We start from the raw sequence: 7,732 nt of genomic DNA, 5'->3' as shown, positions 1-7,732 counted from the left end.
TCCCGGACTTGATCCGGGAACGGTGGCCGTCTTTAGGTGAGCAGTAGCTTCACGCAGCGACATGGGCCGTTCACTGCCACCGGTCCCGGATCAAGTCCGGGACGACGCGACATTCAGGGTTCGATCTCGATGGGGGTGCCGTCGGCCACGACTTCCCACAGAGCCTCAATCTCTTCGTCGGAAACCGCAATGCAGCCGTCGGTCCAGTCGCCGGGTACACGCCCCGGAGCCCAATCGTTTGGCTGACCGTGAATCATGATCATCCCGCCCGCAGAGCGCCCCCGCCCCGCCGCAAAGGCGCGGTCGTCGGCGTTGGGGTAAGAGATATGAAGCGAGAGATGATAGGCGCTCGCCGGGTTGCCCCAGTCGATTTCGTAGCGTCCCTCGGGAGTGCGCTCGTCGCCTTCGAAGCGCTTGGGGCCGACGGGCTCGTCGCCGAGCTGGATATGCTCGATCACATGGACGAGGCGGCCTTCCGAGTAGAGTTCCATGATCCGCGCCGCCTTGCGTACGCGGATCATGTCGATGTCAGGCAGTTTCAAAGGCCGGGGCGCCTCGGTGGCGCCCAGCAGCAGAAGCAGCGGGGCGAACCTCAGGACGCCCCGCATCATCATCAATCCACGAAAGGATCGCGCACGAGGATGGTGTCCTCGCGCTCGGGGCTGGTGGAGACGAGCGCCACCGGCGTCTCGATCAGTTCCTGGACGCGCTGGATGTACTTGATCGCCTGCGCGGGGAGGTCCGCCCATGAACGGGCACCGGCGGTGGTGCCCTGCCAGCCGTCCATTTCCTCGTAGATCGGCTCGACCGCGGCCTGATCGGCGGCGTGGCTCGGGTAGTAATCCAGCACCTTGCCGTGCAGGCGGTAGCCGGTGCAGATCTTCACCTTGTCCATGCCGTCCAGGACGTCGACTTTCGTGAGGGCGATGCCGGTGACGCCCGAGATCGCGCAGGACTGGCGCGTCAGCACCGCGTCGAACCAGCCGCAGCGGCGCTTGCGGCCGGTGACGGTGCCGAATTCATGGCCGCGCTCACCCAGACGCTGGCCGGTCTCGTCCTCCAACTCGGTCGGGAACGGGCCGGAGCCGACGCGGGTGGTGTAGGCCTTGACGATGCCCAGCACGAAACCGGTCGCCGAGGGGCCGAGGCCCGAACCACTGGCGGCGGTGCCCGACACGGTGTTGGAGCTGGTGACGAAGGGATAGGTACCGTGATCGACGTCGAGCAGCACGCCCTGCGCGCCCTCGAACAGGATGCGCGCGCCCGCCTTGCGGACCTTGTTGAGCCGCTTCCACACCGGCTGGGCGAACTGCAGCACGAAGGGTGCGATCTCGCGCAGTTCGTTGAGCAGCGCCTCGCGGTCGATCGGAGGCTGGCCGAAACCGGCGCGCAGCGCATCGTGGTGGGCGCAGAGGCGATCAAGCTGCGGCTCCAGCGCATCGAGGTGCGCCAGATCGCAGACGCGGATCGCGCGGCGACCGACCTTGTCTTCATAAGCCGGGCCGATGCCGCGACCGGTGGTGCCGATCTTGCCCGCACCGGCAGCCGCTTCACGCAGGCCGTCCAACTCGCGGTGGACCGGCAGGATCAGCGGGCAGTTGTCCGCGATCGCGAAGTTCTCGGGATTGATCTCGACGCCCTGCCCGCGCAGCTTCTCGACTTCGGACTTGAGGTGCCACGGATCGAGCACGACGCCATTGCCGATGATCGAAAGCGTGCCGGTGACGATGCCCGAAGGCAGCAGGCTCAGCTTGTAGACCTGTTCGCCGACGACGAGCGTGTGGCCCGCGTTGTGGCCGCCCTGAAAACGCACCACTGCGTCCGCACGGCTGGCGAGCCAGTCGACGATCTTGCCCTTGCCCTCATCGCCCCACTGGGCACCGATCACGGTAACATTTGCCATGGATATGCTCCTCCACCCTGCCACGGTGGATCCGGTATCGCCCTTCGACAGGACTCGACGATACGGATTTACGGTGGGGCAGGAGGCCCCGGCTTTTTCGGTCGGGCCCCTAAGGGCAAGGGGGGGCGGTAGTCAAGGGTCACCGGCACGAACGGGTTACTCCTCATTACACTTGGCGACTTGCCCCTGCCCGCTCCGGCCTGCGACCCTGCAGACATATCACGGGAGCATGCGACCATGAAGAAAACCCCAATGATCACGATCGGTGCCCTGCTGCTAGCGGTAGCTACGCCCGCCCTCGCGCAGCAGCGAACGGAAACGCTGAGTTACGGCACCGGAGCGCTGCAGACGCTCGATTTCTGGCCAGGAACTCAGAACGGGGCCGCGCGCAAAAAGCCTTCCCCACTGGTCGTCTTCGTTCACGGCGGTGGCTGGAAGCGCGGCGACAAGGACAGCGCCACCGGCCGCTACAAGGTCGCGCACTACACCGGCGAGGGCTACGCCTTCGCCAGCGTCAACTACCGGCTAGTCCCGGACGCGACCGTGGAGCAGCAGGCGCAGGATGTTGCCGATGCGCTCGCGGCCCTGCTCAAACAGGCGGATTCGCTAGGCATCGCGCGCGGCAAGGTCGTGCTGATGGGGCACAGCGCAGGCGCGCATCTGGTGGCGCTGGTCGGCACCGATCCGCGGTATCTGCGCAAGGCCGGACTGGCCTACTCCGACATTCGCGGCGTGATCCCGATCGACGGCGCCGCCTACGACGTCCCCGCGCAGATGCAGGACGCCGAGCGGCTGATGGGCGGTGCATATCGGCAAGCCTTCGGAACCGATCCGTCGCGCCAGCGCGCGCTTTCGCCCACCTTGCAGGCGGCCGCGCCCAATGCGCCGCAATTCCTGCTGCTCCACGTCCAGCGCGCCGACGGCGTGCGGCAAGCCCAGGAACTGGAAGCGGCGCTGCGCAAGGCGGGCACGAAGGTCGAGCGCGAAGGCTTCCCCGGACGCGGATTGCCGGGGCACATTCAGATCAACCGCGAACTGGGCAATCCGGACTATGCCGCGACCGGCGTGGTCGATCGCTGGCTCGTCCGGGTGTTCGGTTAAAGCGCGACCGCCTCGCCGCCTTCCAGCTTGTGCGAGCAGCCCAGCGCCAGCGCATCGTCCGCTTCCGAGAGCGCAGCGACGGTCACCCAGCCGATCGCGCGCTGACGACTGGCGACCTCGCGGTCATGGCCGAGCGGGAGGAACAGGCGGCGCTCCTCGCCCGCAGCGGCGGACAGGCTCTCGATCAGCGGATCGGGATAGAGCGAGAAGCCCGTCGCGGATTCCGGATTGCGGCCGGTCTGGCCAAGGATCGAATAGGTGCCACCACGCCCAAGACTGCCCGGCACGCCATCGGCGTAGATCGTGAAACCGAACCAGGACTGATACTCGAAGCCATGGCGCTCGGACGGATCGAGCGTCAGCCGCGCCTTGCCGTTCACCCGCGCGGCGATCGCCCGCAGCGCGGCAATGCGGCTGGCGAGTACACCGCCGACATCAAAGGCTGCCAGTTGCTCGATCGCGCTGTCGAACGGCCCGACGGCGTAGAGCAAAGGCAGATAGGCTTCACCGCCCGCATCGACCAGCCCGCCTGCGTCCTTGGCGTCGAGCATCTGGCGCACCGCCTCGATGTTCATGGAGGGCAGCGGCAGTGCCCCTGCGCTCAGCGTATCGACGAGGTCGGGGAGGGTGAAGTCCACAGAAACGCCCATTGCGCCCGCCGCGCGCAGCGCCTCGATCGCCAGTTCGACGATCTCGGCCACCGCTTCGGTCGAATCGGCGCCGACGAGTTCCGCGCCCAGCTGCAGGCGCTCACGCGCCGGATCGAGGCCGTCGCCCTTGATCGTCACCACCTGCCCCGAATAGGACAGCCGCAGCGGCCGCGGCGCCTGCGCAAGGCCGGTCGCAGCGATGCGCGCGACTTGCGCGGTGATGTCGGACCGCAGGGCCAGCATCCGCATCGAGACCGGATCGACGAAGCGGAACATGCGGCGCACCTGAACGCCCGCCATGCGGTGCGCCAGTGCCTTTTCGAACTCCAGCACCGGCGTTTCGACGCGCGCGTAGCCGTGGCTCGCAAGAACGTCGTGCGCGGCGCGGCGCACCGTCTGGGATGCCCATGCCTGCTGCGGCAGACGGTCGCCCAAGCCCTCGGGCAGAAGATCGCGGTCGTTTTCCTGCATAATGGCCGCGCCCTTAGCCCGCCGAAGCGCGGTTGTCGAATGTACAAATTTGCGACGATTGGCGACGAATTTTCCATCGGCTCCGGAAGGTCCAGCCGCTAAGTCGAACCCAGGCGTCTGGCGGGACGCATCCTGTTTCAATCAACGAAGGCGCAACCATGAGCCCTGCCCGCAAGATTACCCCGCTTCTGGCCGTACTGCTGATGACACTGGCTCCGCCAGCCCTTGCCCAGAGCATGGGAGGCATGGATGGCGGCATGGGCGGCGGCGGAATGGGTGGCGGTGGCATGGGCGGAGACGACATGGGCGGCGGAGGCCCTCCGGGAGGCGGCGGCGGTGCTCGCCCCCCTCAGCCGCCCAAGCCGATCAAGCGCGCGCGCTTCGACAAGATCGTCACCGACATGTTCCGCGACGCCGACACCAACCGCGACGGCACCGTAACACTCGACGAATTGCACGCGCTCGTCGAGGCGCGACGCGCGGTCATCATCAAGGAACGCTTCGCCGCAATCGACGCCGACCGCAACGGCTCGATCTCCATGGCGGAATTCAGCGCGTGGCAGAGCAAGATGGGCTCGGCCGCCACCAGCGACGATGCCGCGACCGGTGACCGAAGCGGCCCGATCGTCGAGGCCGTCATGCCCGACGTCGGCGAAGATCGCGCACTCGCGCGGTTGATCGAGCCCCTCAGCGGCACCGTCATCGCCCGCGCCAACACCAATTACGACGCAGGCGTCTCGCTGGAGGAACTGCTGGCCTACGAAGGCAAGCTGTTCGACACGGCGGACACCGACCACGACGGCTACCTGTCGATGGAAGAACTGCGCCCCAAGGGCAAGGACGGGGAGCGCATGCGCGGTCCCGGCGGCCCCGGCCCGATGGGCGGCCCGCCGCCGCGCTGATGCTTCAAAGCAACACGCGCCAGGTCTCGCCCTGAACCGGTTCGCCGAACGTATGGTGGACCTGGGTGTCGATGCACTCGAAGCCGTTGCGCGCGTAGATGCGGCGCGCGGCTTCGAGCACGGTATGCGTCCATAGCACCACCTGCCGGTAGCCCTTCTCCCGCGCGAAATCGAGGCAGCCGGCGACCAGCGCGTCGCCGATGCCCCGCCGCCGCGCGAAAGGCTCGACGTGGAGCAGGCGCAGCCGAGCGGTGCCTTCCCCCTCGTCGGTAAGGAACACCGCGCCGGCCATGACCCCGCCCAGATCCGCGACCCAGCAGCGCTCTCGCTCCGCATCGGAGTTTCGCAGGAACGCTGCAGTGGTTTCCGCCTCCACCACTTCGAGCCCATGCCCCCAACTGTGGCTTTCGGCGTAGAGCACCGACTGACGGGCCGCCACCTGACTGACTTCGCCGACCCGCGCGTCGCGGATCGTGAAGGCATCGGGCGCCTGGCGATCCAGCAGCAGCCGCGCCCGCGTCAGCGCCTGCACCAGATCGTCGCGCTCGGTCGCGCTCAGGCGTTCCAGATCGTGCGCGACAGCATCGCGCTGGCGCCCGTCGATCTCCTCGAACGCCGCCTGCCCCGCCTGCGTGAGCCGGATCGGGCGGGCGCGCGCATCACTGTCGAGCCGGTCGCGCGCGACCCAGCCCCGTTCCTCGAACCGGGCGATCATCCGGCTGAGGTAACCGCGATCGAGGCCCAGTTCGGCCTGCAGGACATTCGCCAGCACCGGCCCCAGCCGTGCGATCTCGAACAGGAGGCGCGCTTCCGGCAGGTTCGCATCGGTGTCGAGAAAGCGCGCGTCGATGGCGCCGACGTGCCGGGTGAAGAAGCGGTTGAAGGTGCGGATCGCGTCGATGGCCTGGTTCATGCGCCAGCCTTGATCGATTATGTTGACTTAGTCAACAATATCGAGAAGTGCGAGACGAACGACGCCTCCCGAACGAGAAAGGGGCCGATGCCGCAAGGCACCGACCCCTTTTCGTTGGGAGCTTGTTAAAGCGTCAGCTTAGAACGTCAGCGCCTTGACGGTCTTCACGCCCGGCAGCGCACGCGCCTGCTCCAGCAGTCCGGCCGAGAGATCGCCGTCCACCGAGAGCAACAGCACCGCTTCGCCGCCAGCCGCGCGGCGACCGAGGTTGAAGGTGCCGATGTTGATCGCGTTCTCACCCAGCAGCGTGCCGATGCGGCCGATGAAGCCCGGCGCGTCCTCGTTGACGATATAGAGCATCGAGCCGTCCAGCTCGGCCTCGACCTTGATGCCGAACATCTCGACGAGGCGCGGCTCGACGTTGTTGAACAGCGTGCCGGCCACCGAACGCTCGCCCGCTTCGGTCTTCACCGAAACGCGGATCAGAGTGTGGTAGTCGCCCTCGCGCTCGGTCTTCACTTCGCGCACTTCGAGGCCGCGCTCCTTGGCGAGGAACGGGGCGTTGACCATGTTCACCGTAGCCGACTGCACGCGCAGGAAGCCGGCGAGGACGGCGGCGGTGATGGGCTTCTGGTTCAGTTCGGCGGCGGCGCCCTCGACGTGGATCGAGATGCGCGGAACCGAGTCCACGGTCAGCTGGCCGACCATCGAACCCAGCACTTCGGCCAGCTTCATGTAGGGCTTGAGCTTGGGGGCTTCCTCGGCGCTCAGCGAGGGCATGTTGAGCGCGTTGGTGACACCGCCGTTGACGAGGTAGTCGGCCATCTGCTCGGCCACCTGGAGCGCCACGTTGACCTGCGCTTCGGTGGTCGATGCGCCCAGATGCGGGGTGCAGATGAAGTTCGGGGTGCCGAACAGCGGCGAATCCTTCGCCGGTTCAGTCTGGAACACGTCGAGAGCGGCGCCCGCGATGTGGCCCGAATCGAGGCCCGCCTTCAGCGCGGCTTCGTCCACCAGACCGCCGCGTGCGCAGTTGATGATGCGCACGCCCTTCTTGGTCTTGGCAAGGTTCTCGGCCGAGAGGATGTTGCGGGTCTGGTCGGTCAGCGGCGTGTGCAGCGTGATGAAGTCCGCCTTGGCCAGCAGCGTTTCGAGGTCCGCCTTCTCGACGCCCATTTCCACGGCGCGCTCAGGCGTCAGGAACGGGTCGAAGGCGACGACCTTCATGCGCAGGCCCAGCGCACGGCTGGCGACGATCGAGCCGATGTTGCCCGCGCCGATGAGGCCGAGCGTCTTGCCGGTGACTTCGACGCCCATGAAGCCGTTCTTCGGCCAGGTGCCGGCCTGCGTCTGGGCGTTCGCCTCGGGCAGCTGGCGGGCGAGCGCGAACATCAGCGCGATGGCGTGCTCCGCGGTGGTGATCGAGTTGCCGAACGGGGTGTTCATCACCACCACGCCCTGCGCCGAGGCAGCCGGGATATCGACGTTGTCGACGCCGATGCCGGCGCGGCCGATGACCTTGAGGTTCTTGGCGGCGGCCAGCATTTCCTTGGTCACCTTGGTCGACGAACGGATGGCGAGGCCATCGTATTCACCGATGCGGGCGATCTGCTGTTCCGGATTCTCGCCGGTGATGACGTCGACGTCGCAGCCCATCTCTTCGAAGATGCGGGCGGCGTTGGGGTCCATCTTGTCGGAAATGAGGACTTTGGGCTTGGTCATGGAATGTGTTCCTTCACGCTGGCCGTAAGTGAGGCCATGGCGGAGTGAAATTCTCGAATAAAATCGCGGA

7 protein-coding genes are annotated in these 7,732 nt (G+C 66.9%); 2 read left to right on the top strand and 5 right to left on the bottom strand.

The window, feature by feature from the left end:
• Positions 1-113: 113 nt before the first annotated feature.
• Both ACYPYD_RS02125 and ACYPYD_RS02120 read right to left on the bottom strand, forming a co-directional pair.
• Positions 114-608, bottom strand: a complete 495-nt coding sequence (locus ACYPYD_RS02125) for a L,D-transpeptidase family protein (protein WP_459661886.1) — start codon at positions 606-608, stop codon at positions 114-116.
• A 5-nt stretch (positions 609-613) separates the two neighbouring features.
• The gene (locus ACYPYD_RS02120) at positions 614-1,903 is read right to left on the bottom strand and encodes an adenylosuccinate synthase (protein ID WP_008829316.1); all 1,290 of its coding nucleotides are present in this window, start codon (positions 1,901-1,903) and stop codon (positions 614-616) included.
• 237 nt (positions 1,904-2,140) lie between these two features.
• On the opposite strand from ACYPYD_RS02120, the gene ACYPYD_RS02115 reads away from it, so the two are divergent.
• A complete protein-coding gene (locus ACYPYD_RS02115; RefSeq protein ID WP_459661885.1) occupies positions 2,141-3,004 on the top strand; it encodes an alpha/beta hydrolase in 864 nt (287 codons plus the stop codon).
• Here the strand turns inward: ACYPYD_RS02115 and ACYPYD_RS02110 are convergent.
• Positions 3,001-4,125: an ATP phosphoribosyltransferase regulatory subunit gene (locus ACYPYD_RS02110; protein ID WP_459661884.1), complete on the bottom strand. Its 1,125-nt coding sequence runs from the start codon at positions 4,123-4,125 to the stop codon at positions 3,001-3,003. The two genes, ACYPYD_RS02115 and ACYPYD_RS02110, sit on opposite strands and share 4 nt — an antisense overlap.
• 158 nt (positions 4,126-4,283) lie before the next feature.
• Here ACYPYD_RS02110 and ACYPYD_RS02105 point away from each other — a divergent pair, with 158 nt between their 5' ends.
• Positions 4,284-5,027, top strand: coding sequence for an EF-hand domain-containing protein (locus ACYPYD_RS02105; RefSeq protein ID WP_459661883.1), 744 nt, complete (start codon positions 4,284-4,286; stop codon positions 5,025-5,027).
• Between the two features lie 4 nt (positions 5,028-5,031).
• Here the strand turns inward: ACYPYD_RS02105 and ACYPYD_RS02100 are convergent, their stop codons facing one another.
• On the bottom strand, positions 5,032-5,940 hold the full coding sequence (locus tag ACYPYD_RS02100) for a bifunctional helix-turn-helix transcriptional regulator/GNAT family N-acetyltransferase (RefSeq protein ID WP_459661882.1): 909 nt from the start codon (positions 5,938-5,940) through the stop codon (positions 5,032-5,034).
• 138 nt (positions 5,941-6,078) lie between these two features.
• Positions 6,079-7,662, bottom strand: a complete 1,584-nt coding sequence (gene serA, locus ACYPYD_RS02095; protein WP_069707491.1) for a phosphoglycerate dehydrogenase — start codon at positions 7,660-7,662, stop codon at positions 6,079-6,081.
• Positions 7,663-7,732 lie beyond the last annotated feature (70 nt).

It is taken from the genome of Novosphingobium sp. 11B, from assembly GCF_054589055.1.
The sequence above is the reverse complement of the archived record's forward strand: the minus strand, read 5'-3'. Positions and strand labels throughout refer to the sequence as shown.

Coding starts and splice junctions, on each gene's coding strand:
- ACYPYD_RS02125 (WP_459661886.1), bottom strand. CDS start 608: ATGCGGGGCGTCCTGAGGTTCGCCCCGCTGCTTCTGCTGCTGGGCGCC.
- ACYPYD_RS02120 (WP_008829316.1), bottom strand. CDS start 1,903: ATGGCAAATGTTACCGTGATCGGTGCCCAGTGGGGCGATGAGGGCAAG.
- ACYPYD_RS02115 (WP_459661885.1), top strand. CDS start 2,141: ATGAAGAAAACCCCAATGATCACGATCGGTGCCCTGCTGCTAGCGGTA.
- ACYPYD_RS02110 (WP_459661884.1), bottom strand. CDS start 4,125: ATGCAGGAAAACGACCGCGATCTTCTGCCCGAGGGCTTGGGCGACCGT.
- ACYPYD_RS02105 (WP_459661883.1), top strand. CDS start 4,284: ATGAGCCCTGCCCGCAAGATTACCCCGCTTCTGGCCGTACTGCTGATG.
- ACYPYD_RS02100 (WP_459661882.1), bottom strand. CDS start 5,940: ATGAACCAGGCCATCGACGCGATCCGCACCTTCAACCGCTTCTTCACC.
- serA (WP_069707491.1), bottom strand. CDS start 7,662: ATGACCAAGCCCAAAGTCCTCATTTCCGACAAGATGGACCCCAACGCC.